This window comes from Flavobacterium sp. DG2-3 (assembly GCF_030730925.1).
In the GTDB taxonomy this organism is placed as follows: Bacteria; Bacteroidota; Bacteroidia; order Flavobacteriales; family Flavobacteriaceae; genus Flavobacterium.
The window spans coordinates 1-24,300 of record NZ_JAVAMB010000011.1 but is presented as its reverse complement, the minus strand read 5'-3'; the positions used below and the strand labels follow the sequence as shown (position 1 = coordinate 24,300).

The 24,300-nt window shown below is 33.5% G+C and carries 26 protein-coding genes; 8 read left to right on the top strand and 18 right to left on the bottom strand.

Annotated features, from left to right (window positions below; genetic code table 11):
- The first annotated feature begins 2 nt into the window (after positions 1-2).
- Positions 3-710 (top strand): LytTR family DNA-binding domain-containing protein, encoded by a 708-nt coding sequence (locus tag Q9Q97_RS15685; RefSeq protein ID WP_306158745.1) that lies wholly within the window; start codon positions 3-5, stop codon positions 708-710.
- A gap of 156 nt (positions 711-866) precedes the next feature.
- On the opposite strand, the gene Q9Q97_RS15680 is transcribed toward Q9Q97_RS15685, so the two are convergent.
- From Q9Q97_RS15680 to Q9Q97_RS15665, 4 genes are all read right to left on the bottom strand, one after another.
- A complete protein-coding gene (locus tag Q9Q97_RS15680; RefSeq protein WP_306158743.1) occupies positions 867-1,334 on the bottom strand; it encodes a DUF1456 family protein in 468 nt (155 codons plus the stop codon).
- Between the two features lie 233 nt (positions 1,335-1,567).
- Positions 1,568-2,587 (bottom strand): aminotransferase class I/II-fold pyridoxal phosphate-dependent enzyme, encoded by a 1,020-nt coding sequence (locus tag Q9Q97_RS15675; RefSeq protein WP_306158742.1) that lies wholly within the window; start codon positions 2,585-2,587, stop codon positions 1,568-1,570.
- Positions 2,588-2,747: 160 nt separating this feature from the next.
- Positions 2,748-3,758, bottom strand: a complete 1,011-nt coding sequence (locus tag Q9Q97_RS15670) for a dipeptide epimerase (RefSeq protein ID WP_306158740.1) — start codon at positions 3,756-3,758, stop codon at positions 2,748-2,750.
- Positions 3,759-3,782: 24 nt separating this feature from the next.
- Positions 3,783-4,580 carry an alpha/beta hydrolase gene (locus tag Q9Q97_RS15665; RefSeq protein ID WP_306158738.1) on the bottom strand — a complete coding sequence of 266 codons (798 nt, stop codon included), beginning with the start codon at positions 4,578-4,580 and terminating at the stop codon, positions 3,783-3,785.
- Between the two features lie 57 nt (positions 4,581-4,637).
- Here Q9Q97_RS15665 and Q9Q97_RS15660 point away from each other — a divergent pair, with 57 nt between their 5' ends.
- Positions 4,638-5,039 (top strand): TerB family tellurite resistance protein, encoded by a 402-nt coding sequence (locus Q9Q97_RS15660; RefSeq protein WP_306158737.1) that lies wholly within the window; start codon positions 4,638-4,640, stop codon positions 5,037-5,039.
- Here Q9Q97_RS15660 and uvrB read toward each other — a convergent pair.
- The 3 genes from uvrB to Q9Q97_RS15645 form a co-directional block, all read right to left on the bottom strand.
- Positions 5,036-7,027, bottom strand: coding sequence for an excinuclease ABC subunit UvrB (gene uvrB, locus Q9Q97_RS15655; RefSeq protein WP_306158735.1), 1,992 nt, complete (start codon positions 7,025-7,027; stop codon positions 5,036-5,038). The two genes, Q9Q97_RS15660 and uvrB, sit on opposite strands and share 4 nt — an antisense overlap.
- A gap of 383 nt (positions 7,028-7,410) precedes the next feature.
- Positions 7,411-8,361 carry an alpha/beta fold hydrolase gene (locus Q9Q97_RS15650; protein WP_306158733.1) on the bottom strand — a complete coding sequence of 317 codons (951 nt, stop codon included), beginning with the start codon at positions 8,359-8,361 and terminating at the stop codon, positions 7,411-7,413.
- A gap of 90 nt (positions 8,362-8,451) precedes the next feature.
- The gene (locus Q9Q97_RS15645) at positions 8,452-8,682 is read right to left on the bottom strand and encodes a uroporphyrinogen decarboxylase (protein ID WP_125721554.1); all 231 of its coding nucleotides are present in this window, start codon (positions 8,680-8,682) and stop codon (positions 8,452-8,454) included.
- 15 nt (positions 8,683-8,697) lie between these two features.
- Between Q9Q97_RS15645 and Q9Q97_RS15640 the strand changes: the two genes are divergently transcribed.
- Positions 8,698-8,823, top strand: coding sequence for a hypothetical protein (locus tag Q9Q97_RS15640; RefSeq protein WP_306158731.1), 126 nt, complete (start codon positions 8,698-8,700; stop codon positions 8,821-8,823).
- Positions 8,824-8,995: 172 nt separating this feature from the next.
- On the opposite strand, the gene rlmF is transcribed toward Q9Q97_RS15640, so the two are convergent.
- The 11 genes from rlmF to trmD all read right to left on the bottom strand — a co-directional run bounded on the left by rlmF (position 8,996) and on the right by trmD (position 20,742).
- A complete protein-coding gene (gene rlmF, locus Q9Q97_RS15635) occupies positions 8,996-9,946 on the bottom strand; it encodes a 23S rRNA (adenine(1618)-N(6))-methyltransferase RlmF (protein ID WP_306158729.1) in 951 nt (316 codons plus the stop codon).
- A gap of 250 nt (positions 9,947-10,196) precedes the next feature.
- A complete protein-coding gene (locus Q9Q97_RS15630; RefSeq protein ID WP_306158727.1) occupies positions 10,197-10,859 on the bottom strand; it encodes a thiamine diphosphokinase in 663 nt (220 codons plus the stop codon).
- Positions 10,860-10,995: 136 nt separating this feature from the next.
- On the bottom strand, positions 10,996-11,442 hold the full coding sequence (locus tag Q9Q97_RS15625; RefSeq protein WP_306158725.1) for a DinB family protein: 447 nt from the start codon (positions 11,440-11,442) through the stop codon (positions 10,996-10,998).
- Between the two features lie 12 nt (positions 11,443-11,454).
- Positions 11,455-12,033, bottom strand: a complete 579-nt coding sequence (locus tag Q9Q97_RS15620) for a hypothetical protein (protein WP_306158723.1) — start codon at positions 12,031-12,033, stop codon at positions 11,455-11,457.
- Between the two features lie 15 nt (positions 12,034-12,048).
- The gene (locus Q9Q97_RS15615) at positions 12,049-12,534 is read right to left on the bottom strand and encodes a GyrI-like domain-containing protein (protein WP_306158721.1); all 486 of its coding nucleotides are present in this window, start codon (positions 12,532-12,534) and stop codon (positions 12,049-12,051) included.
- Between the two features lie 2 nt (positions 12,535-12,536).
- Positions 12,537-13,358, bottom strand: coding sequence for a DUF4249 family protein (locus Q9Q97_RS15610; RefSeq protein ID WP_306158720.1), 822 nt, complete (start codon positions 13,356-13,358; stop codon positions 12,537-12,539).
- A gap of 29 nt (positions 13,359-13,387) precedes the next feature.
- A complete protein-coding gene (locus tag Q9Q97_RS15605) occupies positions 13,388-15,769 on the bottom strand; it encodes a TonB-dependent receptor (RefSeq protein ID WP_306158717.1) in 2,382 nt (793 codons plus the stop codon).
- A gap of 141 nt (positions 15,770-15,910) precedes the next feature.
- Positions 15,911-18,130, bottom strand: coding sequence for an NADP-dependent isocitrate dehydrogenase (locus Q9Q97_RS15600; RefSeq protein WP_306158715.1), 2,220 nt, complete (start codon positions 18,128-18,130; stop codon positions 15,911-15,913).
- A 317-nt stretch (positions 18,131-18,447) separates the two neighbouring features.
- Positions 18,448-19,215 (bottom strand): hypothetical protein, encoded by a 768-nt coding sequence (locus tag Q9Q97_RS15595; RefSeq protein ID WP_306158714.1) that lies wholly within the window; start codon positions 19,213-19,215, stop codon positions 18,448-18,450.
- Positions 19,216-19,486: 271 nt separating this feature from the next.
- Positions 19,487-19,837 carry a 50S ribosomal protein L19 gene (gene rplS, locus Q9Q97_RS15590; RefSeq protein ID WP_306158712.1) on the bottom strand — a complete coding sequence of 117 codons (351 nt, stop codon included), beginning with the start codon at positions 19,835-19,837 and terminating at the stop codon, positions 19,487-19,489.
- 230 nt (positions 19,838-20,067) lie between these two features.
- Positions 20,068-20,742 carry a tRNA (guanosine(37)-N1)-methyltransferase TrmD gene (gene trmD / locus Q9Q97_RS15585; protein WP_306158925.1) on the bottom strand — a complete coding sequence of 225 codons (675 nt, stop codon included), beginning with the start codon at positions 20,740-20,742 and terminating at the stop codon, positions 20,068-20,070.
- Between the two features lie 182 nt (positions 20,743-20,924).
- Here trmD and Q9Q97_RS15580 point away from each other — a divergent pair, with 182 nt between their 5' ends.
- The 5 genes from Q9Q97_RS15580 (at position 20,925) to Q9Q97_RS15560 (ending at position 24,042) form a co-directional block, all read left to right on the top strand.
- Positions 20,925-21,272 (top strand): hypothetical protein, encoded by a 348-nt coding sequence (locus tag Q9Q97_RS15580; RefSeq protein WP_306158710.1) that lies wholly within the window; start codon positions 20,925-20,927, stop codon positions 21,270-21,272.
- Between the two features lie 70 nt (positions 21,273-21,342).
- A complete protein-coding gene (locus Q9Q97_RS15575; protein ID WP_306158708.1) occupies positions 21,343-21,879 on the top strand; it encodes an NADPH-dependent FMN reductase in 537 nt (178 codons plus the stop codon).
- A gap of 31 nt (positions 21,880-21,910) precedes the next feature.
- Positions 21,911-22,783, top strand: a complete 873-nt coding sequence (locus tag Q9Q97_RS15570; RefSeq protein WP_306158706.1) for a sugar phosphate isomerase/epimerase — start codon at positions 21,911-21,913, stop codon at positions 22,781-22,783.
- Positions 22,784-22,792: 9 nt separating this feature from the next.
- The gene (locus tag Q9Q97_RS15565) at positions 22,793-23,698 is read left to right on the top strand and encodes a Zn-dependent protease (protein WP_306158704.1); all 906 of its coding nucleotides are present in this window, start codon (positions 22,793-22,795) and stop codon (positions 23,696-23,698) included.
- Positions 23,699-23,700: 2 nt separating this feature from the next.
- Positions 23,701-24,042, top strand: a complete 342-nt coding sequence (locus Q9Q97_RS15560; RefSeq protein ID WP_306158702.1) for a cupin domain-containing protein — start codon at positions 23,701-23,703, stop codon at positions 24,040-24,042.
- Positions 24,043-24,300: the final 258 nt, after the last annotated feature.

Below are 24,300 nucleotides of genomic sequence, written 5' to 3'. Positions count from 1 at the left end.
TTATGGCTTTTAAATGCATAATTGTCGACGACGAACCGCCAGCAACTCGAATATTAGAAAACTATATCGGGAAAGTAAATTTTCTCGAAAAAGAGGGCGTTTTTAATGATTCGCTAAAAGCATTAGAATTTCTAAATTCAAAATCTGTAGATGTTATTTTTCTGGATATTCAAATGCCGCAATTGACAGGTTTACAGCTTTCTAAAATCATTTCAAAAAATATAAAAGTGATTTTCACAACTGCTTATCCTGATTTTGCTTTGGAAGGATTTGAATTAAATGCTGTTGATTATTTATTAAAACCAATTTCATTTGAACGTTTTTATCAGGCTGTTTCTAAATTAAATTCTGAACCAAAATCAGAAACTGTAATTGCTCCAAATTCTCGAGATTTTATTTTTATAAAAACCGATGGAAAGAATAAATTTCAAAAAGTGTTTTTGGCTGATATTTTGTATGTAGAAAGTCTGCAGAATTATGTTTGCATTCACACTTCTAAACAGCAGATTATAACACATTCGTCATTAAAAAATGTAATTGAATCGCTTCCGTCAACTGATTTTATTCAGATACATAAATCGTATGTGGTTTCTTTACAGCATATTGAATCAACAGATAATTTTTCTGTTTTTGTAAATGAGAAAGAGCTACCAATTGGAGCGACTTTTAAAGATGCTTTTTTTGATAAGATTGAGGAAAATAAAATTTAGTTTTTTTAACCGCAAAGGACGCAAGTTTTTTTTCTCGTAAGACTAAATATAAACGCAAAGTTCGCAAAGCTTTATCTGTATAGCTTTGCGAACTTTGCGTTTATAAGCGTACGCTGAGTAAAAAAATCTTGCGTCCTTTGCGGTTAAATCACCTAATCAAGATTTTTTCTTATTACCGTTTTTGAAAATTACTTTTTCTACAACCACTGGTTTTCCATTTCCTTTTGGGAATGATTTCTTTTTAGGTTTTCCAGTTGATGAACCTGATTTTGATGGACTTTGATCGCCTCTTGCTCTTTCAGAATCTTTAGGAGCAGGTTTAAATTCCTTTCTCTCAGCAGTATTTTCTTTCTTCGGAATTTCAGCTTTATGCTTCGCTAAAACATCTGTTGGGTTTTTAGGATTTTCTTTCGTTCCTCTCAAATGAATTACCAATCCGTTTAGGAAATTACGTAAAACCTGATCGCCACATTCCATGTAATTTGGATGGTCTTCGGCTCTAAAAAAAGCACCCAATTCTGATTTAGAAATTCTAAAATCTACTAATTCTAAAATTTCAACTATTTGATCATCACGGAGCATCAAAGCCACGCGAAGTTTTTTAAGTATATCGTTATTTGTCATATTATTTGTTTCAAGTTTTTAATGTTTGCTTCGCCAATTCGGCTAAAGCCTCGTGTCAGGTTTCAAGTTCCTGAAAATCTCACTTCCAAATCAAAGGTTTGTTTTGCAAAGATACGTTTAAAAGTGGAGTGTACATTAATTTTTTTTGCCATGAATTGCACGAATTGCCACCAATTATTAGTAACAAAAAATTAAATTTTATTCGCGAAAATTCGTGCAATTCGTGGCAACTTTTATTTATTTAAAACTCCAACCAGTTTATCTAAATCTTCTTTTAAGTGGTTTGCGGTTATTACAATGCGATTTAATGGTTCGGCTTCTTTGGTATATTTAAAACTGGCAATAATGATGTTTTCTTCTTTTAATTTATGAACTAATTCTTTCGATAATAAATAAATTAGCGGATAACTTTTGTCAAACTTAATATTCTCATTTTTGACTAAAATCGAATCTATATAATTTAAATTTTCGAGCAGTTTTTGGTGCTGTTTTTTATAAATTTCTGAAGCATCTGAAAGTGTCTGCACAAAAGCAGGATTCATTCCCGCGGCGCTTGTAAAAGTTTCAATTTCTTTTATTTCTTGAATAAATTCAGTATCTGAGGCAATTACGCCGCCCGTTAATCCGAAAGCTTTTCCTAGAGACGAAACGAGTATTTTTCTTTTTATTGGAAAATTAATTGACGAATAAATTCCAGAGCCATTTTTGCCGATAATTCCTAACGAATGCGATTCATCCACAACCAATGTAATTTCCTTGTGATTTGATATCTGTTTTATGAAAGACAAATCAGCAGGTTTGGTTTGAAACGAAGGTACGCCATCGGTCAAAATCGTTATTTTTTCAAATTTCGAATCTAATAAACGCTCATTTAGTTTTCCATTTACAAATACAGGAAGACTGTTTTCAATCTGGATAGCCGAATGAATTTCATTTAAATGAAAGAAACAATCGGTTTCTTTTTTTAATTTTTCTAAAACCAATTTTCCAGCCAGCATTCCAGAAGAAACCGTAACAGCATCTTCTGAACCAATATGTTGGGCCAAGAATTTTTCGCCCGCAATATATGCGCTTAATTTGATGTTTGCAGTTCTAGAACTTCCGTAAGTGGTTCCCCATTTTAAAATGTTCTGAACGACTAAGTCTTGAAATGCTGCATTTGTAGGAAGTCCTAAGTAAGCTGTACCGCCAAAATACAAAAACTGTTTTTGGTCAATTTCAATGATTCGATCTGGAAATTTTTCGACTATCATTCGGCTTTGTGTTTAAAAAGCAACATATAGAAACATAGAGTTCAATACAAAAAAAAGTGAAAAGAAACTAGTTTCTCACGCATAGCTATGTTTTTTGATGAAAAGTGAAACGCCTTTTAAGATAAACTAGGGCTATGTTTCTATGTGTTTAAATAAAAAATTACAGTAATGTAACGCCCGTTCCGTTTAAATCTGAATAACTTATAACGCCATCTTTTATCGTAACTCCCGTTGCAATATCTTCAGCCAAAAGCAAAGCGCCATCCATATCAACATAATCCAATTGCGGAAGCAAATGTGCAATCGCAGAAATTCCAACGGTAGATTCGGTCATACAGCCTACCATAGTTTTTAAACCTAATTTTTTAGCTTCTTCGATCATGCGTTTTCCAGGAGTAAGTCCGCCGCATTTTACCAATTTTACATTTACGCCATGAAAATGATTGAAACATTTTGCTACATCTTCTTCAATAATACAGCTTTCGTCAGCAATAACAGGAAGTACAGAATGTTTGAATACTTCTTTGTGGGCTTCCCAATTATCAGCTTTCATAGGCTGTTCTAGAAATTCGACGCCTAGTTTTTTTAATTCAACAGCATTATTTATCGTTTCATCAACGCCCCAACCACAGTTGGCATCAATTCTGAAAATGGAGTTTGTGTGTTTTCTAAGTTCTTTTACGATTGCAATGTCTTCCTTTGTGCCTAATTTAATTTTGTAAATCGGCCAAGGCAGTTCTTTCATTTTAAAAACCATTTTTTCGATAGAATCAATTCCGATCGTATAATCAGTCATCGGATTATGATCGGTTTTGTAATTCCATAACTCGTATAATTTTTTGCCTTTTTTGCGAGCATACAAATCATTATAAGCCAAATCTAAAGCGCATAATGCAAACATATCGTCTTTTAAATACGGATGCATTTTTGCCCAAAAAACTTCTGGAGTTTCATTTTCGGTGCTTTCAATAATGGCCCTAATTTTTTCTAAATCCTGAATCATCATTGGAACCGTAATATGATAATACGGGTTAGAAGTGGCTTCTCCAAAACCAGAAAAACCATCGCTTTGCAATTCTACAATTAGAGAAGGCTGTACATCAATAGATTCTCTAGAAATAGTGAAAGTGTGCTTTAGTTTGAGATTATATTCTCGTAAAATAAGTTTCATTTTGGGGTATTTTTTATTTTTTAATTAGTAGCCTAGCCAAAGTAGCGCTTCAGCAAAATGATCGCGCCACAGTTTTTCATTATGTTCTCCGCCTTTTACAATTTTCGTTTTATCCAAATGAAGACAGTAGCAGCGTTTGGTATCTAATAAACGTTTCATTTTGGTTAAATCGTTTACCATATCATCACTTTCTTTGTCGCCACATAAAAAATAGATTTTAGTTTTTATTTTGGATTGTTCTTCCGCGAAAGCGTAAATTTCATTAGAAAACCAAAAAGATGGAGAAAAAACGCCCGCTTTACCAAATACATCAGGATATTTTAAAGCACCATAATACGAAACCAATCCGCCAAGAGAACTTCCGAAAATGATCGTATTTTTAGCTTTTGTTTTGGTTCTGTAATTTTGGTCAATATGAGGTTTTAGAGTTTTTACAATAAATTCTAAATAATTATCGGCATTTCCTCCGCCGTATTTTTCGTTTTTAAAAGGAGTAAGTTCATCGATACGTTTTTCGTTTCCATGCTCAATTCCTACAACAATTACGGAAGCTTTTAAGCTGTCTAATTTTTCGTCAATATTCCATTCGCCAACAAAAGAAGTTTTGGCGTCAAACAGATTCTGTGCATCGTGCATGTAAATGACGCTGTATTTTTTCTTGAGATCTTTTGCATAATTTTCAGGAAGATAAATCCAGATTTTTTTTGAAGTATGGAGCTGAGGCGCTTCAATTGTAAAAGTATAAACATTTTTTGAAGCCGTGCTTTGCGCTTTTCCAATAAGAGTAAACAGAAGTAAAACCGCTAAGAAAATCCTCTTCATTATCTGTGTTTTGTAGTTTTATTTAAAAGCAATATTTTAGCTAAAAATAATAAATTGATGAATACAGAAGCAGAAAAAAGAAGTTTACTTTTAGAAATGATTATGTTCGCCACTGTTGATGGTCATTTGCACAAACGTGAGCTTGATTTTTTAAGACTTGTAGCTTTAGAGTTAAGTATAAGCGAAGCAGAATTTCAAGATTTGTTTCATCAGGAAACCGAAACAATTCCAATAAAATCAGAAATGCAGCGTATCAATCAGTTTTACCGACTGGCTTTATTAATGCATATAGACGGCATTTTACACGAAAGAGAATTTAATGCTATTCAGCAAATTGCTTTAGAAATGGGATTAAACCTTTCGGCGGTAAAACGAGTTCTGGAAATGATGAAAAAAGCGCCAAATACAATGATTAATCCAATTACATTGCTGGAGATTTTTCAGGAACAGCATAATTAAGCAAGCTGTTCCTGTAGTTTTTTAATTTCGTCACGAAGTTTAGCAGCTTGCAAGAAATCCAGTTCTTTTGCTGCTTTTTCCATAGTTTTGCGCTTTTCGCGAATCATTTTCTCCAATTCTGATTTAGACAGATAAGCTGTTTCTGGCTCTGCTGCCACAGGAATTGGATGTCCTAATTCGTATTCTACCAAAGGATTTTTAGTGAAAGCGCTTTCGATTTTCTTATTTAAAGGCTGCGGAACAATATTATTTTCCACATTATAATTCATCTGTTTGGTTCTTCTGTAATTGGTTTCATCGATTGTTCTCTGCATACTTTCTGTAATTTTATCTGCATACATAATCGCTTTACCGTTTACATTTCGAGCTGCACGACCAATAGTTTGCGTAAGCGATTTACGGTTACGTAAGAAACCTTCTTTGTCGGCATCTAGAATGGCAACAAGAGAAACTTCGGGTAAATCTAAACCTTCACGAAGTAAGTTTACTCCAATCAAAACATCAAAAAGTCCCTTTCTTAAATCCTGCATGATTTCGATACGTTCTAAGGTGTCGACTTCAGAATGTATATAACGGCATCGAATGCTTACTTTTGTTAAATATTTAGCCAATTCTTCTGCCATTCTTTTGGTTAAAGTCGTAACCAAAACTCTTTCGTCTAATTCGCATCGAACTTGAATTTCTTCAATCAAATCATCAATCTGGTTCAAACTCGGACGGACTTCAATCACAGGATCTAATAATCCAGTTGGACGAATAATTTGTTCGACATAAATACCATCTGACTTTTGCAATTCATAATCGGCTGGAGTTGCAGAAACATAAATCACCTGATTTTGCAATGCTTCAAATTCTTCAAATTTCAACGGTCGGTTGTCCATTGCGGCAGGCAAACGGAAACCATATTCTACCAAGTTTTCTTTTCTGCTTCGGTCACCTCCGTACATGGCATGAACCTGCGAAACGGTCACGTGACTTTCATCTACAACCATTAAAAAATCACTTGGAAAATAATCTAATAAACAGAAAGGTCTTGTTCCAGCTTCACGTCCGTCAAGATATCTTGAGTAGTTTTCGATTCCAGAGCAATATCCTAATTCGCGAATCATTTCTAAATCGAAATTGGTTCTTTCTTCCAAACGTTTCGCTTCGAGATGTTTTCCAATTTCTTTAAAATAATCGACTTGTTTCACCAAATCCTGCTGAATCTGCCAAATGGCACCTTGCAAAACTTCTGGCGAAGTCACAAACATATTGGCAGGATAAATCGTTAAACGCTGAAATTTTTCTATTACTTGAGAAGTTTTGGCGTCAAACGCTTCGATTTCTTCGATTTCATCTCCAAAAAAATGGATTCTGTAAGCATCATCAGCATAACTCGGATAGACTTCGACAGTGTCTCCTTTAATTCTGAAAGTTCCTGGATTAAAATCGGCTTCTGTTCTGGCATATAAACTCTGAACTAAACTATGCAATAATTTGGTTCTCGAAATTACCTGATCTCTTTTGATTTCGATTACGTTTTTCTGAAATTCAACAGGGTTTCCGATACCGTATAAACAAGAAACGGATGCTACAACCAAAACATCACGTCTTCCCGAAAGGAGAGAAGAAGTAGTGCTCAAACGCATTTTCTCCAATTCTTCATTGATAGATAAATCTTTTTCAATGAAAACTCCCGTTACAGGCATAAAAGCTTCTGGCTGATAGTAGTCGTAGTAAGAAACGAAGTATTCAACAGCATTATTCGGAAAGAATTGTTTGAACTCTGAATACAATTGCGCAGCCAAAGTTTTGTTGTGAGCCAAAACCAAAGTAGGTCTTTGTACTTCCTGAATTACATTGGCAACGGTAAACGTTTTTCCAGAGCCTGTAACTCCTAATAAAGTTTGATATTTATCTCCGTCGATCACTCCTTGTGCCAGTTTTTGTATGGCTTGCGGCTGATCTCCTTTTGGACTATATTCTGAGGAAACTTGAAATTTCATTTGCGTGGGCTGAAAATTTGGATTGTAAATATACGAAGATTAATTGGTTTTGTTTTTGATTTGGTTTGCCACGAATTACACTAATTTCTCGAATTTTTTAAAATTAAATTGCCTCCAGCTTTAGCTGGAGGTTAGCTTAAAAAAAATCACAAGCGGCTTTAGCCAAACTTTTTTAGCGAACAATGATATTAAGATTTGGCTAAAGCCTTGTAGTATCAAACTAAATTAGGACCTCCAGCTAAAGCTGGAGGCAATTCATATTTTAATTTTTAAAGCTAGCTTGACAAATTCTTTTAATCTGTGAATCCCGATAGCTATCGGGAGTGGCTAAAAATTATTCAGCATTAAATAAAATTAGTGTAATTAGTGGCTAAAAAAAAGCATTACTTCAAAAAGTCAACCATAGCATCATTGACTATTTTGGATTGGTCTATAGAAAGAAAATGTCCAGCATCTTTTATGACTCTGGTTTCGCTGTTGACTAAATATTTCTTTGCTCTTTCGATGCTTTCTTCACCATTAATAACATCATGATCGCCAATTAAAATCAAAACGGGATTTTGGATGGATTCTAATTCTTTCTCAGAAAAAGGCATCATTTTCAGCATACTCGAATTTGATTTTGCATATTTATTTGCTAAATAAAATTGTCTTTTGTAAAGCGGGCTTATTTTTTCGGGGTGTGTTGAAAATGTGGTTAAGGTTTTTCCGAATTTCTTTTCGCTTGGAAAAAGTTTTAGCATCAAAGCCGAACTTGTTTTTCCAATTTTATCAATAAATTTAAAAGTCTGCGCGGGACTCAATAAAACAATTCTATTTATCGAATTTCCTTTTTGAGTGGCTAATAAAGTCGCAACCCAGCCTCCGCGGGAAGCGGCAACAATATCAAATTTCTTCAATTGATAATGGTCGAAAATTTCGTTGTACCATTTCACAATTTCGTTAGCAGAAGGAGAGATTCCAGTAAAAATGGAGTTTCTTGTATAAACGGATTTATTAGGTTCCATTAAAAAATCGATAGCATAAACACGATGATTTTTGGCTAAAGCTTTAATGTTTGGATACCACATTGTTGAGCTGGCATCCATTCCGTGAAGTAAAACCAGTTTTTTACCGTTTTTAGGGCCTGCAATAACAACATGAGCAGTTCCTAAATCAGTTTTTACATCTTCTTCGGTGTAGGGAACATCCCAAAGTTTAAGCGCATTATTGTAAGCCTTTGTATAAGATTCTTTGTCTTTTTTGGTTTTAAAGCTGTAATCGCTGAATTTTTGTGTTGAAGAACAACCGACAAATAAAAATAAAACCGCAATTTTTAGAGCAGATTTAAGCATGATAGTGAATTAGATTTATACCTAAAATTACTTCAGATGAAGATTTAAGGCGTCATATAATTTTAGTTTAAACTATCAAAATTTTAAGGTCTATTCCTTTTTCGAAGAGAGATAATAGATCTGCACAAAAGCTAAAATAGCATTCGGAATAATAACTGGCCAAAGCCATTGATTGAAATCTCGATAATCATTTAGAAAAATGCCATAAATGACAAAGCAGATACAGCCAAACATATTAATGAACCGAATTGTTCTAAGGTTTTTGAGCAAGAAACCGCCAACAATAAAAACAGACGCGAGATAACCAATATATTCTGCCATAATCTTGATTTTGAAATGTTTACAATAAATATAACAAAAGGAAATTATAAAATCAAGGTTTGGGTTCAGAAATCAGATATTTTAAAAGGTTTAGTTTATCAAAATATTTCGCCCCGCTGGGGCTTTGAAAAAGAGGGATAATATTCTTCTATAAATATTTCGTCCCGCTGGGACTATATCAACATTGCTTCATTCATTAATGCTAAGGCTCCAGAGGAGCCAAATATTTATAGCGAAATCTAAGCGCATTGACTAAAGCTCCGGAGGAGCGACACATTTTAAATTATTACAAAAATCAAAATGTTTTTAATTCTTAAAATTTCCAACTCTTTGATTCCTGTTCATTCAAAAAACTCCAAGCGACAATGCGACTATTTTTTTGCCCTTGTGCCATATCAATTGTTTTAACAGAAACTGTATTTACTTTCTTCAAAGTTTTATAAATAGCAGGAAGATTTTCTTTTTTTGAGACCAAAGTCGTAAACCAGAGACATTGCGATTTGTAATGTGCACTTTCATAAATCATTTGCGTTATAAAAGCGATTTCACCACCATTGCACCATAATTCGTTGCTTTGTCCTCCAAAATTTAAAACGGGAGCATTGATTTTTTTGTCCTTAGGATTAAGATTTTTGATTTTTCTTAAAGAGCCTTTAGCCGCTTCTTCGGCAGAGGCATGGAAGGGCGGATTACACATAGTAAAAGAAAATCGGTCTTCTGGAATTATAATATTTTTGAAGATGAATCGAGGTTCTGTTTGTTGCTGTAAACTTATAGAATCTATAAGATGCGGATTTGCTTCAATAATTTTACCGCAATTTTCGATTGCTTTTTTATCTATATCGGTAGCAACAAAGCTCCAATTGTATATTGAGTTTCCTAATATCGGATAGATCATATTTACGCCTGTTCCGATATCTAGGCCTAAAACGCTAGCATTATTCGGAATTACACCGTTATTGCTTTCTGCTAATAAATCGGCGATGTAGTGAATATAGTCTGCACGGCCGGGAATAGGAGGGCAGAGATAATGCAAAGGAATATTCCAAAAGCCAATATTATAATAAGTTTTGAGTAAGGCTTTATTTAGGACTTTTACTGCTTTTGGATCGCTAAAATCAATTGTTTCAATTTGGTATTTGTTGATTGAAACATATTCTTTTAACTCAGGACAATTTGAAATAAGAAGCTCAAAATCATAACGGGAACGATGAAGGTTTCTTGGATGTAAATTGCTTTTTTCTAAATTGTCGTTTGCTTTCATTTTCATTGATTTCGATTGCAAAGATAGGTATTCCTTTTTTGGAATTAGAATTCCGTAGGAATGATCTATATTTTGTAGCAACGGATTTTAATCCGTTGAATTTGATTGATGATATTCAGATGAGTTGCATAGGAACGATTCATTTTTGAAGATATGTGCCGAACTTCTGGTTCTCTAAATTGTGGATGTATATCATTATACCTCGGATTAAAATCCGAGCCTACAAAATTATTCGAGCCGATGGTCTTTTTTAATCAAAACATTCCATCAAAAGCAAATCGCCGTCTGAATGAATAATAGAAACAATTCCATCTTTTTCGACGGAATTACTGCTTCCGGTTCTGTAGCCCATAGTGAGCGTATCGTTGTTTAATTGGTATTTTAAATTGGTAGACGAAATTCCGTTTGCAACTCCAATCGGGATAAGAGAAATTGGAGTATTTGCCGTATACCATTTCTCAAATTTTGTTGGCAGAAGGAATATTTTAGAATGATCGTCTAAAATGACGATTTTAAGCAGATTTCGATATCTTACAATATTGGTAAGATTGGTAATGGTATGATCGGCACGTCTTCCGGTTGCCCAAACTACATTTACGGCTGGAATTTTTCTTTCAATTAAATAATCAAAAGCCTTTTCTAAGTCAGTTTTATCTTGATCGGGAGTATGGACAATTTCTATCGGAAATTGAGAAGTTTTGTAAATTTCGGGATCTAAACCGCGATCAAAATCTCCCAACAAAACGTCGACTTTGATGCCTAATTCGATCACTCTTTCTATAGCCGAATCTAAAACCACAACCAACGGAGACCATTCTAACAATTGTCCTAATAATTCAGCATCGCAGGCGGCGCCGTTTGCAATTATTAAAGCGGGTTCTTGATCGTCGCGGACTATATGATGTGATGACATGTACGTTTTTTTGAATGAAGTGCAAAGTTAATGAGATAATTGAGAAATTAGATAATTAGATAATGTAAAGCAATCAAGAATCTAAAATCTAAAATCTACAATCTGCAATCTACAATCTACAATCTGCATTCTAAAATCAGAAATCTAGAAGTCTTCTGTGATAGTTGATTTGTCCTAAATGATAAGCTAAATGTGTTGAAAGATGAATAAGGAAGAAACCAGTTGTCATTTCTTTTTCAAAAACAATCTGCGGGTAAATTTGTTCTAAATCTTTTTCAGTTAGTAAATCTAAGGCATTATTGACGACTTCAATTGTGTTTTCGATTTTAGAAATTAATTCCGTTTTTGGAATGTCTTTTAAAGAAAATTCCAGAGGACGATTTCGCACGTAACCCGTTTTTCCTATTTCTGCGCCAATGTAGGTGTTTAGATTTCCAATTAAATGCAGACATAGATTTCCCGCCGAATTCGAAATGTTTTTATCGACTGCCCAAATTTGTTTTTCGAATTCGTAAGATTCAATTTCAAATTTTAGTTTGTTTAAATCTCTATTAAAAAGTGATTGTAAGGTTTGTATTGACATTGTGATATTTGATTAATTATAAAAAAAGTAGAGGCAGAGAAGTGTTAATACAGTTCCCATAAGCGAACTGATAAAAACAAACGAATTATTTCGCGTTTGTTTGGTTATGAGTTTAATAGTGAGGTAGCAAATAAAATATACGGCTACTATTGGATAGTATATAAATCTTCCAAATAGATTAATTATGAAAGCGTAGAACATCAAGCTGATTATAATTCCTACTGTCATTCCAATTAGACTTCCATAAATTGTTTTTTGATTAATTGCTCTATCGCTTAAAATTGCTTGATACTCATTGAATTTTGAGTTAACTAATTTATCTAATTCGTCGGAATCTAGTATATCTGATTTTATAAATTGTTTTATAAAGTCCAAATCGGAATAATCATAACACAAGTCATAGACTTCTTTTGTTATTCTCTGTATTTCTTTTTTATTGATTTTATTAGATTCTAGCATTGATAAAAAAGCATCAATTCCTCCTCTGTTATCAATTTCAAAAAGAATTTCCTTGCTGGCCTTTCCAGAGTAATCAATCATACTTATGTAGGCTTCCTCAAGATCTTTATCGGAATAATTTTTATAATTCATTCGATATCGGATTTTCTAATTATCTCTCTTTTTTATCGGAATCCAGATTTCTTCTTCAGAATTCGCGTCATCTTTTTTATATTTTTCATTCATAACAGCAAAATGCGGTCTATTGTCTACGGTATATTCAGAATTTGGAAGCCATTCTGCAAAAATGTAATGATAGGTTTTGTGCGCGTCTGAAGCTGGTCCTAAATGAAGAAAAACGGCATATAAACCATCAGGAACAACTAAGGTTTGCATTCCTTCTGGAATACTTTCGTAATCTGAAACTTCTACGGCAGCCCATTTTTGGAAATTGTCATTAGGATCAAAATTATCAAAATGGTCTTCTGCATATACTTCTAAAGAATACAAATTAGCGCCAATTGCATTTTTTATTTCTTTTCGGTGTGGCATAAAACCGCTCCATAATTGAAAAGTTTTATTCTCAATAAAAGACATTTCTATAAAATGCCCAAGGAGTTTTTTCTCGGTTAAGTTTTTGATTATCGGTCGCATGATTATTCGATTTTGTACTTTTTTGTACTGGTTTCGCTTAAGGAAAAATATCCAAGCGGATAATTATCTTTTGTAGTTACATTGACCATATTTCCTTTTACGGTTGCTGGCGGAGACTGAAAAGGTCCTCCAAAATTGCTTCCGGCAATGCTAACTAAGATACTCATATAATTATAATATTGTTTTGAAATTCCGTAATGCGTTATTTCGATTTCATTTCCAATTTCTAAATCTTCATCGTCTGAAATACTGAAGAATTCATTGCCATTAAAAAATTTATCTTCATCTACATAAAAGATCGATTTGACTCTATTAGGATATAAGTATTTATACAAATAGTAATTTTCTGCATCGGCAGGATCATTATAAAACGCTTTTATTTCGATATCTTTTCCAGTAAAACCGCCTTGATTATTTTGGTCTATTCGCGTGATGGGCGCAATTGATTTTAAAGTTTCAGTTCCGATATATCTACTTCCTCTGCTAATTATAGTTAAAGTATATTCTTCGTCGATAACAGGTTTAAAATTGCTGCAGGCATATTGACCAGTCTTTTTAATTTCGATAAAATTAAATCTCTCTTTGTGACTGTCTTCTATATAAATAATGGCGCCAGAAACGGTTGGAATTACGTTTTCAAAATATCCCGTTGTAGTCGTCAGCGTTATGGTCTGCTCATTTCCTTTTGTCCCTTTTTCCCAATTAATAGCAGCTTCGATCACCAATTTTGGAGGCGCTGTGTCTAAATCAACATCGACCACTTCTTCGCAGCTTATGAAGAGTAGCGATGTGAAAAATGCGATTAAAAAAACTAATTTTTTCATATCTGTATTTTTAGTTTTTAATTGATTTTTTAGAATTTGAAATTATAACTAACCGCTGGAACAATTCCGAAAATGGATGTTTTAATGGCTTCATTTACACCTGTATCGACATTTTGACGAAAATTGATTGAGGCAGCATTCATGCGATTGTAAACGTTGTAAATACTGAAAACCCATTCGCCTTTCCAATTTCTATCTTTATTTTTTGTTGGTGTTAAAGTTGCAGAAATATCCAAATGATGATAAGCAGGAAGTCTGTTCTCGTTTCGAAGGCCGTAACTTGGCACCGTGATTCCTAAATATTCATATTGGCCATTCGGATAAGTAACAGGCTGTCCTGACTGCAAAGCAAAGTTAGCGCCAAAAGACCACTTTTCGTTTAAATTATATGCCGATGTAATGGCTAAATTGTGTGTTTTATCGTAAGCTGAGGCGTACCATTGGCCGTTATTAATTCCGATTTCTTCTGGAGTTCTGCCAGGAGTCTGCTGTTCTGATTTGGAAATCGTATATGAAATCCATCCGTTAAATTTGCCTTTATTTTTCTTAATCATCAATTCTAAACCATACGCACGCATTTGACCATTTAAAATGACTTGCTCAATGGCATTATTGGCAATTAAATCGGCTCCGTCAATATAATCTAGCCTGTTTTGTATTTTTTTATAATAGGTTTCGACTTCTAGCGAATAATCACCATTATAAATATTTCTAAAATATCCGATTGCCCCTTGATCTGCAAGCTGAGGTTTGATGTAATTATCGCTCGGCATCCAGACGTCTAAAGGAGTCGGAGATGAAGTATTAGAAATTAATTGAAGATACTGTGCCATTCTATTGTAGCTGGCTTTTATGGCTTGATCTTCATTTAATTGGTAAGAAATAGAAAAACGCGGTTCAAAATTATCGTAGCTTTGAATAACTTTGTTTTTGCTAAAATACTGTGTCGAAGTTGGAGTTCCTTTTTCGTAAATCTGCATATTGCTATTATAGACAACTGCCTGATTATTATCGTAATAATTAATAGTAGAAGCGCCTAATCTATAAAATAAACTGTAACGTAATCCGTAGGCGACGGTAATTTTTTTAGAAAGCTGACTTTCTGCGTCCAAATAAACAGAAGGTTCAAAAGCGTATTTTTTATCCAATTGATCTGGGGTAATTCCTGAATCTTCGCTAGAAGGTTTAATCGTTCCGGGATTGAATTGATAATAAATTCCGTTTACTCCATAATTCAGTTTTAATTTATCTGAAAGATAATGCTTGAAATCGTATTTAATATTGTAGTTTTTAATTCCAGAATCCCATTTAAATCCCACAAAATCAAGGTCTAAGCCATAGTAATAATCGCTGTAGATTAAGGAAAGATTTGAAAACAGTTTATCAGAGTATAAATGATTCCATCTAAAATTTAAAGTAGAGTTTCCGTAAGTATTGGTGAAACTTTTATTTAATCTGAAAACATCTCGGCCGAAATAACCCGATAAGTAGAGACTGTTATTGTCGTTGAGTTTATAGCTTAATTTGGTGTTTAAATCATAAAAATAAGCGGCATTATTTTTATTGTCTTCAGAGAGTTTCAAAAAAAGATGCGCATAAGAAGCTCTTCCGCCAATTAAAAAAGAACCTTTGTCTTTTTCAATCGGACCTTCAGCCAGAAGACGGCTTGAAATTAATCCGATACCGCCATTCATGTGGAAATCTTTACTGCTGCCGTCTTTTTGATAAATTTCTAAAACAGAAGAAGCTCTTCCGCCGTAGCGTGCCGGAATTCCTCCTTTGTATAGTTTTAGATCTTTAATGGCATCGGGATTAAAAACAGAAAAGAATCCGAAAACGTGAGATGAATTAAAAATTGTGGCTTCATCCAAAAGAATCAGGTTCTGATCGGCACCGCCTCCGCGAACATTGAATCCAGAAGCGCCTTCACCTGCATTGGTAACGCCTGGAAGCAATAAGATGGATTTTATAACATCAACTTCTCCTAAAACGACAGGCATTTTTTTTATGGTCGAAATAGACAGTTTGTTCACGCTCATTTCTGGCGATTTGATATTTATTTTGCCTTTATTTTCTGTAATGATTACCTCTTGGAGTTCTTCTCCGCCTTCTTTTATCGAGAAATTGTTTTTTGTATTCTGATTTAAAACAATATTTTTTAGAATGGTTTGGTAACCAACATAGCTGATTTCAATTTCGTATTCTCCCTTTGGAGCAGAAAGAGAATAAAAACCGTATTCGTTTGTTGTGGTTCCTATTTTTAAGGATGGAATAAAGATATTTACTCCAATTAAAGTTTCGTTGTTTTTGCTATCGCTGATTGTTCCGCTTAGAGTGAATTTTTCCTGAGCAAATGAAGTGAAAATCGTTAAAATAAAAAGAAAAAATGTGCAGGTATTTTTTGTAATCATTATATTGATTTTGATTTACATAGTTAACAAATTCTTACTACATATTCTTACGGAACTTTTGTTAAACATAAGTTAAGATAAAAAAAGGACAACCTTGTGAGTTGTCCTTTTGTTTATTTAGAAATACAGTTGTATTCTGAATTATTTGATTTTAGCAACAATAGCGTTGAAAGTTTCACTTGGACGCATTGCTTTGCTTACTAACTCAGGAGTTGGCTGGTAGTAACCTCCAATGTTCTGAGCTTTTCCTTGAGCAGCAATTAATTCTGCATCGATTTTAGCTTCGTTAGCTTCAAATTCAGCAGCAATAGGCGCGAATATCGCTTGTAATTCAGCATCTTTAGTTTGAGCAGCTAATGCTTGAGCCCAGTAGAATGCTAAATAGAAGTGAGAACCACGGTTGTCAATCTGACCAACTTTACGAGCTGGAGATTTATCGTTTGCTAAGAATTTGTCGTTAGCCTGATCTAAAGTTTCAGATAAAACTATTGCTTTAGAATTGTCTAAAGTCTGTCCTAAATGCTCTAAAGAAGCACCAAGAGCTAAAAATTCTCCAAGAGAATCCCAACGTAAATATCCTTCTTCTGTAAATTGCTCAACGTGTTTAGGAGCAGAACCTCCAGCACCAGTTTCGAACAATCCGCCACCGTTCATTAAAGGAACGATAGAAAGCATTTTAGCAGAAGTTCCTAATTCTAAAATTGGGAATAAATCTGTTAAGTAGTCACGTAACACGTTTCCTGTTACAGAGATAGTATCTAAACCTTTGATGATTCTGTCTAAAGTAAATTCTGTAGCGGCAATTGGGTTTAAGATTCTGATGTCTAAGTTAGTTGTATCGTAATCTTTAAGGTATTTTTGAACTTTTACGATCAATTCTCTATCGTGTGCTCTGTTTTCGTCTAACCAGAAAACAGCAGGAGTACTAGATAAACGAGCTCTGTTTACAGCCAATTTAACCCAGTCCTGGATAGGAGCGTCTTTTGCCTGACACATTCTGAAAATATCGTTAGTTTCTACGTTTTGCTCCATTAAAACAGTTCCGTTTGCATCAACTACGCGAACAACTCCGTCTCCTTTAATTTGGAAAGTTTTGTCGTGAGATCCGTATTCTTCTGCTTTTTGAGCCATTAATCCAACGTTAGGAACACTTCCCATTGTTTTAGGATCAAAAGCACCGTGTTTTTTACAGAAGTCAATTGTTGCAGTATAAACTCCAGCGTAAGAACGATCTGGAATAACAGCAAATGTATCTTGAGATTTTCCTTCTTTGTTCCACATTTGTCCAGAAGTACGGATCATTGCTGGCATAGAAGCATCAACAATTACGTCAGATGGAACGTGTAAGTTTGTAATTCCTTTATCAGAATTAACCATTGCTAATGCAGGTCCGTTTGTAATTGCTTGATCAATAGCAGCTTCAACTTCAGCTTGCTCAGGTCTTCCAGCAATTTTAGCGTAGATATCGCCTAAACCGTTTCTAGTGTCAACATTTAATTCTGCGAATAAAGATTCGTATTTTTTGAAAACATCTGCAAAATATACTTCAACGATAGCGCCAAAGATAATTGGGTCAGAAACTTTCATCATTGTAGCTTTCAAGTGCACAGAAAGTAAAACTCCTGCAGCTTTAGCTTCAGCGATTACATCAGCAGCAAAAGCTTTTAATTTGTTTACGCTTAAAACAGAGCTGTCAATAATTTCACCTGCTTTAAGTGGAGTGCTTGCTTTAAGAACAGTTGTAGTTCCGTCTTTAGCAACAAATTCGATTTTTACATCATTTGCTTCGTTTACAGTCAATGATTTTTCACTTCCGTAAAAATCACCATTAGACATAGAAGCCACTTTAGTTTTTGAGTCAGCAGACCAAGCACCCATAGAGTGCGGATTTGCTTTTGCAAAGTTTTTAACTGCTCTAGGAGCTCTACGGTCAGAGTTTCCTTCACGTAAAACTGGGTTTACAGCAGAACCTAAAACTTTTGCATATTTTGCTTTAATTTCCTTTTCAGCATCGTTTTGTGGATCTTCTGGGAAATTTGGTACGTTGTATCCGTGCGATTGTAATTCTGCAATTGCCGCTTTTAATTGCGGTACAGATGCAGAAATGTTTGGTAATTTGATAATGTTTGCTTCTGGCTGCGTTGCTAATTGGCCTAATTCTGCCAATGCATCTCCAGTTTTTTGAGCATCTGTCAAAGAATCTGGGAAGTTTGAAAGGATTCTTCCAGCCAGCGAAATATCTCTGGTTTCGATTTCAATTCCAGCTGTTGCTGTAAAAGCTTGAACAATTGGTAACAAAGAGTAAGTTGCCAATAACGGCGCCTCATCAGTTAAGGTGTAAAAAATTTTTGATTTTGTCATTTTCTTTTTTTTTTATAATCGTATCGTCAGGAGTTAACGATGTAAAAGATATATTCGGCTCAAAATGAGCGGAGCAAATATAATAAAATCACAACGAAAACGGTTGAGTTTTGAAGAGAAAAGATGAAATTAACAGATTGTTATTTCGAGCTTGTTAAATTGCTAAATTGATGATTTTGATATTAAAAAATTACGGTTTTCTTAGTGCTGAAATTAGGGCATAAAAAAAACTCGTTTCAAACGGTATGAAACGAGTTTTTTATAACATTTAGATAAATGATTATCTTTTTCTATAGTTTTTTCAAGAGTAATTTGACTTATTCTTTTATTTTTTCTTCGATAAAATGTTTGTATTTTTCAAGATTAGAAATTGAATCTTCTTTTAATTCAAACTTATATTCGTATTGTGGAATTTTTTTTTGATATCCTTTAATGAATTGAGAGTTAAAAAGAGCTCTTAATTTTACTGCTTTCATTTTTTTTATAGAATCAAGATCTTTAGATAAAGTGAAATTTATACCTTTCATTTTGTTTGAATAGTATACGATCATAGTATCTGGATATGTATGGTCTACTTTAGATTTACATTTATATTTTTCTATTAGTTTATAACCATTTTGATCTTTTTTTGAACTAATCAATTGCATAATAGATGGAATGAAAAAAGTTTGATTATAATACGCTTTTTTACTCAGAATAGAATCTGTACTGACTCTCTTACCGTTTTTGGTATTTAAAAAGTCATAATAGTAGCCATATTTTTCTTTTCCTTTAAGTAGAAAATATCTATTAATTGCTTTCTCAGCTATAATTGCTGAATCGTTTTGAACAGTATGAATATCTTCAAATTCGTACAACGCGTAGTCTCTATAATGAATTACAGCAACGCTATCAAGTATAGGATAAATTGTATCAGATTTAAATAAAGGAAAACTACAACTTAGATAGGTTTTACTAATTTCATCTTTTGATGAAAAGGATGTGGAAATTAACAAAAATGCACCGAATACAAAAATGCTTAATAGCATTTTTGTATTTAGAATTTTAGATGCTTTACTAAGTGATATTGAAATTTCTGGAAGCATCTTAATTATATTGTTTTGAAATAGTTATGCCTCATAATATTCTGAAAAAACAATATTGAAATCTGAATGTTCTTAGTGTAATTTTTCTTAGCAAAACAAATGTAAGTAAGTTTTTATGAATTAAATTTATTTGTAAAAAAAAAATATTTTTCAGCTCTAATAGAAATAAAAATAAAAAAAACTTTATAATTTATTTACCATAAGTTTAAAAAAAAATCCCAAATCTGAAAATATCAGTTTGGGACTTTTGTACTTTAGAAAAAAAAATAAATTATCTTCTTTTATCTTTAATCTTAGCTTTTTTACCAGTAAGTTGTCTGAAGTAGAAAATTCTAGCTCTACGAACAGCACCTTTCTTGTTGATTTCAATTTTTTGTAAAGCTGGTAAGTTAACTGGGAAGATACGCTCAACTCCAATAGCTCCAGACATTTTACGAATAGTAAAAGTTTCTGTGTTACCAGAACCTCTTCTTTGAATAACAACTCCTTTAAAAAACTGAGTTCTTGTTTTTTCACCCTCTTTAATTTCGTAGAAAACAGTGATTGTGTCTCCAGCTCCGAAATCTGGGAAATCTTTTTTAGCAACGAATTCGTCTTGAACGAATTTTAATAAATCTGCCATGATAATTTAAATTATGGTTTTTATATTAGAACAACATTCACGGATCTCGCCAGAGGTTGGTCAAATTCGGGTGCAAATGTAGGTAAAAAAAAGTAAATTCCAATAAAAATAAATTCCAAATTCCATTTTTTTTACATTTAAAATTCCAAGAAAATAAAAATTCCAAATTCCAATTGATCAGTGCATTACAAATTGGAATTTGGAATTTGAAAGATTGGAATTTAGAAAATTTATTCTAAAAGATCCGGTCTTCTATTTTTAGTATGTTCAAAAGCCATGTCTTCGCGCCATTTGTCGATTTTTGCCGCGTGTCCGCTGGTTAAAACTTCTGGCACTTTCCATCCTTTATAGTCTGCTGGTCTTGTATAGATTGGTCCTGATAATAAATTGTCTTGAAAACTATCTGTCAGTGCTGAGGTTTCGTCACTCAAAACACCAGGAATTAATCGGATTAACGCATCAGACAAAACGATGGCGCCCAATTCTCCTCCAGACAAAACATAATCGCCAATTGAAATTTCTTTTGTAATAAAATGATCTCTCACTCTTTGGTCAACACCTTTATAATGCCCGCATAAAATGATAATGTTTTGGTACATCGACATTTTGTTTGCCATTTTCTGGTTTAAAGTTTCGCCGTCTGGTGACATATAAATCACTTCGTCATATTCACGCTGACTTTTCAAATGCGTGATACAATCATCAATAGGCTGAATTGTCATTACCATTCCCGCGCCTCCGCCAAAAGGATAATCGTCTACACTTTTCTGTCTGTTGGTGCTATAGTCACGAAGATTGTGAAAATGCACTTCGACCAAACCTTTATCAATGGCGCGTTTCATAATTGAGGCCTCAAACGGACTTCTTAATAATTCAGGTAAAAGAGTAATAATGTCAATTCGCATCTTTATTCGATAATTTTCTTGCGTGCAAAGATACAAATAATGCCAATCAGTCTTTTGGTAATAATTATATAACATACTTAATAAATTATGTAAAATTTAATGTTCTAACTTTAGGTATTATTACATTGTTAAAAATCAGTCAAATACCACCAAAACACCAACATAAATTTAAATACTGAGTTATGAAAAAAGCAATATTAATTCCTGCATTACTCGCACTTTTTATTTCTTGTGCTAGTACCAGTTCAACCACTGTCGCTGTGGGAGAATCCAAATCTAAAGTGCTTAAAATCTTGGGTAATCCGGTAAGAACGTTAGATAATAATCAAAATGGTGAAATTCTAGTTTATGCAGATCAGGTTTTTACCGACGAAGGCTCGTCATCAATAGCAGGATCAAATTATTGGCGCTATAATTTTGTCTATGTAAATAAAGAAGGCAAAGTCACATCAACACGTCAAGAAAAACAAAATTATCCGCCGCAAGCAATTGATTCGGCAAAGCAATCAGGATTATCAGCTAACTTCTAAATATTTTTCTTAGATATTTTAAACAATTCGTATTTTTAGATTCCATTTAAAAATACGAATTGATTATTTAATGACTTCACCAAAAATAAAAATCCTAGCCATATCTGGCAGTACAAGAAATAATTCTAGTAACTTCAAAATTCTGAAATACATTTCAAATTCCTTAAAACCTGAATTTGAAGTAGAAATATTTGAAGGTTTAGAAATGCTTCCTCATTTTAATCCAGATTTAGATACCGATCATCCTCCGCAAGAAATTCTTTCCTTTAGAGATAAAATCATAAATGCGGATGGCGTTATGATTTGCACGCCCGAATATGTGTTCAGCCTTCCGGGAAGTTTAAAAAATGCTTTAGAATGGTGTGTTTCGACAACCATTTTTTCAAACAAAAAAACGGGTCTGATTACCGCTTCTGCCTCTGGGGAAATGGCTCATGAACAGTTGCTGTTGATTATGAAAACCCTTGAAGCTAAATTTGACGATTCAACACAGCTTCTCATTCAGGGAGTGCGCGGAAAAGTGAATGCAGATGGAGAAATTGTTTCAGAAGAAACGGAAAATGCACTTCAAAATTTTGCCAAAAACTTTAAGAATCAATTTTTATAATATATTTACTTTCTGAAATTTATATCATAAAATGATTAGCAGAAGAAATTTTATCGTAACCACAGGTCTTGCCACGACAGCAGTTTTGGCATCGCCATCATTTGCATTTTCTATGAATAAAAAAGAAATAGGTTTACAGCTGTACACGCTTCGCGACGAACTTCCAAAAGATGTAATAGGAACATTAGAAAAAGTTGCCAAAGCAGGATATACCACTGTCGAGACATACGGTTTTTCGACCAAAGATCAGTTTTGGGGATTAACGCCTCAAGAATTGAAAAAGATTCTGGACGAAAACGGCTTAAAAGCAGTCAGCGGACATTATAATTTGGGAAGTTTTTTGTATGATGGCAACACTACAGAATTAATTGCTTCAATTGAAGCTGCGAAAGTTCTAAAAAGCGAATTTCTAACAGTTCCTTGGGTTGATGAACCTTTTAGAAGAAATATAGAAGATTATAAAAAGATTGCGGCGCGCGTAAATGAAGCTGCAAAAATGTGCAAAAAAGCGGGTTTAAAACTGGCTTATCACAATCATGATTTTGAGTTTCAAAAACACGATGGAGTTACAGGCTTCGAAATTCTATTAAAAGAAACCGACAAAGATCTGGTTTATTTTGAATTGGATTTATATTGGGTAATCCATTCTGGAAATGATCCTTTAAAATTATTTAAAGAAAATCCGGGGCGTTTTAAAATGTGGCACATAAAAGATAAAGACAAAAAGAATAATGATTTAAATACAGAAGTCGGGTCTGGAACAATAGATTTTAAACCCTTATTCGCAGCCGCAAAACAATCTGGAATGATTCATTTTTTTGTAGAACAGGAAAATAATTTTGCGCTGAATTCTTTTGATTCTATAAAATCAAGCTCTGATTTTATTTCGAAAAATTTAATCTAGTTATTCTTTATGAAGAAACTTCTTTTTTTGGTTTTTGTGATTTTTTGTTCTTGTCAATCAGACAAAAAACAAAAATCGGTTTCGAGCTCAAATATAAAGCTCGATTTAACACCCTTGCCGTATTTTGAGGATATTAAAGTCAATGATGTAAAGCTAGAAAAACCCGCTTTTGGCGATTGGTTGTTTTCTCATAACGAAGAAGGACAGAGTTTTGAGCAATTCATAAAAACGAAACACATTGTTCCAACTAAAGAAGAGAATATTATCTATTTACAGCCTATAGGAACTTTTAATTCTTCTCAAATCAAACAGATTGAATTAGTACGCCAGTATTTAGCAATATTCTTTCAGTTAGAAACAAAAGTTTTAGAAGGTGTTTCAAATGATATTATTCCAAATAATGCAAGAAGGATAGGTGATGTAGGGCAGGAACAATTTTTAGCGGGATATATTTTAACTGATGTTCTAAAAAAAGAAAAACCTGAGAAAGGAATTGCTTTAATGGCTATTACAGAAAAAGATTTGTATCCAAAACCAGAATGGAATTATGTTTTTGGTTTGGCATCTTATCGAGATAAAATAGCCGTAAGTTCTATGTACAGAATGCAAAAAGAAGCTGATTTTAATTTAGCTTTAGATCGATTATTGAAAATCTGTTCGCATGAAATAGGTCATATGTTTGGTCTGCATCATTGTATTGAAGCCAATTGTGTTATGAACGGCACTAACAGTATGTCTGAGACCGATCGGCATTGGATTAGATTGTGTTCTCTTTGCCAGAGAAAATTATATTCAGGATTTAAATTTGATAATGTTAAAAGGTTGAAAGAACTAGAAAATTACTTTGAAAAGAATAATCTTGCAGAAGGTTTGGCATTGATGGAAAAAGACCTTGAAAAAATAAAAAATAAATAAAAATGGCGACAAGCAAAGAATTTATAAAAGGAGACGAAATAGAGTGGGAAGTAGTCGGTGAAGGAATCAAACGTAAGATTTTGGCTTTTGACGAAAAAGTAATGCTAGTAAATGTGCATTTTGAAAAAGGCGGAATAGGTACTTTACACGATCATTATCATTCGCAGGTTACGTACATCGCAAGCGGAAAATTTGATGTAACCATAAGTGGCGTAACACAGACTTTAAAAGAAGGAGACAGTTTCTACATTCCGCCGCATGCAGTGCATGGAGTTGTTTGTCTAGAAACTGGAATGTTAACCGATGTTTTCAGCCCTGCACGCGAAGACTTTTTGAACTATTAAGGAATTTTTTTGAACCATATAAGTGATATAAGAAAATAGAAGCAGTGTGTCTGCTAATGTTTTAAAATCATATAAGTTTTTGTTCTGTTTAAATGAACTTACATGACTTATATGGTTTGCAGAAATATTTAGGTTTTCATGAAAGTTATTTTAAATGAACTTACATGACTTATATGGTTTACAAAAACATTTAGGTTTTCACGAAAGCTGTATTTAAATGAACTTAAATCGCTTATATGGTTTAGAAAGCATTTACGT